Origin of the sequence: Hydrotalea sp., assembly GCA_030054115.1 — a bacterium.
Lineage (GTDB): Bacteria > Pseudomonadota > Alphaproteobacteria > JASGCL01 > JASGCL01 > JASGCL01.
The window spans coordinates 1-2,178 of the sequence record JASGCL010000085.1 but is presented as its reverse complement, the minus strand read 5'-3'; the positions used below and the strand labels follow the sequence as shown (position 1 = coordinate 2,178).

2 protein-coding genes are annotated in these 2,178 nt (G+C 49.1%); both read right to left on the bottom strand.

Translation table 11 applies throughout. The features are described 5' to 3' along the window. On the bottom strand, positions 1-1,169 hold a 1,169-nt coding region (gene dprA, locus QM529_07740), incomplete at its 3' end, for a DNA-processing protein DprA (protein ID MDI9314546.1). A gap of 162 nt (positions 1,170-1,331) precedes the next feature. Further along, entirely contained in the window at positions 1,332-1,961 is a 630-nt protein-coding gene (gene plsY / locus QM529_07735; protein MDI9314545.1) for a glycerol-3-phosphate 1-O-acyltransferase PlsY, read from the bottom strand. Positions 1,962-2,178: the final 217 nt, after the last annotated feature.

Genomic DNA, 2,178 nt, shown 5'->3' with positions numbered 1-2,178 from the left:
TTGTTGTTGTCGATGGTTATCGACATGGCGTAATTGTTGCCCTGGACATGTTCGACCTCGCCCATCAATTCCATTTCCAACAATGCCTGGTAAAACAACCCACGCGGCATTGGCCATTGCGCCAACAACTCATCCAAATTGGTTGGCGTCGGGCTCAGGTTTTTTCTTATCATCCGTTTGGCTTTATCAATGTCGTCCACGCTGTAATCCTCCACCGCCTCCGAAGCGTCGGTGGCGAACAGATGGTCGCCCTCCGCCACGCCGTTGCCATTGCCGGTAATATCTTTCTTAACCCGCAGGGTGCTTTCCTCCAGCAGTGGCAATATATCATCCGGCGTTTCGGTAATATGCGCGCCGTTTTTGATAAGCTGGTTGCAACCACGCATCCGCTGGTCCAGCGGCGAACCCGGCACGGCGAATAACTCGCGCCCCTGCTCCAGCGCGTAACGCGCGGTGATAAGGGTGCCGGATTTTAACGCCGCCTCTATCACCAACAACCCAAGCGACAGGCCAGAAATTATTCGATTGCGTTTGGGAAAATTCTTGGCCATCGGCGCGCCACCCAATGGGGCTTCGCTGATAATACAGCCCAGCGCGGTTAATTCGTGGTAAAGTTTTTCATTTTCGCGCGGGTAGATATTATCAACCCCGCCGGCCAATACCGCGACCGTGCCGGTTTTCATCGCGCCTTTGTGCACCGCGGTGTCAATGCCGCGCGCCATGCCAGAGATTAAAACGTAACCTTTTTGCGCCATAACTTCCGAAAATCGTTTGGCGAGTTTTTCACCAGCGAGCGAGGCCTCACGCGCGCCGACAATCGCGAACCCATCCTGGTGAAGCAAATGGTCGTGGCCGAGCACCGACAAAACCGGTGGCGCGTCGTCGGTGTTGGTCAACAGCGCGGGGTAATTTTTTTCAAACAAAAAAAGAAATTTCCCACCCAATTTTTCTAAATCATTCCATTCCTTTTCAATTTTTTCCAACGGCGGAATGATAATCGGGCGGGTGCGCGGGAATTTTTTTGCCATCTCGGGCAAGGCCTCCAGCGTTTTTTCCGCCGTGTGATATCGCCTTAATAATTTGCGAAATGCCACCGGGCCGATGGTTGGGCAACGCGCCAACCGCAACCATGCTAAATTATTTTTTTCCCTGATGCTTACCTCGCCCATCGACGCTACCCCTCACAACCATCCCGTCACTCGCATCCCATCACATCCCCCCAAAGCATCCCAGCCTATCCCTGCGCTATCTTTTAAGTTGATAACATAGGGTTTGCGCGGTGCGCTGTCAAAGAAATTATTCAAAAATGAGGCAAAAAATAAATTACGCGCTTAAAAAGAATGTTCGCGCCCGCGCACCAAATCAATAATATTTTTTTTATGGCGAATGAAAATCACCAGAGTCAGAAGCACCATCGCAATGAAAGATTTTTTACCAAAACCGGCCCCGCCCCCATTGCCCCCCCCCATGGCGAAATAATAAAACAACACCGGCACGGTCAACCAAGCGGTCAATGCCGCCAAGGAGGAAACCCGCGCCACCAAAAACACCGCCAGCCAAATCAACAACACCACCGCCCCCACAAATGGCGATATGGCCAACAACACGCCAAAACCGGTCGCCACGCCCTTGCCGCCCTGAAAATGCAGAAGGTAAGAATAACAATGCCCAACCACCACCGCCAACCCAACGACCACGATTTGCATCCCCGAAAAATCTAAAAGATAATTGCACAGCAACACCATGCTGGCCCCCTTCGCTGTGTCAAGGAAGAATGTCGCGATCGCCGGCATTGGGCCAATCACGCGCCACACATTGGTCGCGCCAACATTGCCCGACCCCATTTGTTGTATGTTTTTTTTGTAAAACACCAAACCAATAATATAACCAAAGGGCACCGACCCCAATAAATAGGCCAGCAAAACCATAATAACAAAAAAAATATTCTCTGAAAAAAACATGGGTGATTCGAGGTTGAAGTTTTTTGGTCGATTTTAAGGGTATAATACTATCCCCTAAAACCTATTATTTTCATTATTTTCATCTAAATGAATGCTAATTATGGTGTTTTTTAATCAAAAATGCGTGTTTGTGGTATAAATCGATGTCGTCGCAATTGCAAGGAGGATTTTTTTGCCGTTTTGCTTATATTTTATGTATTTTTTTGCTTGCAAAAAT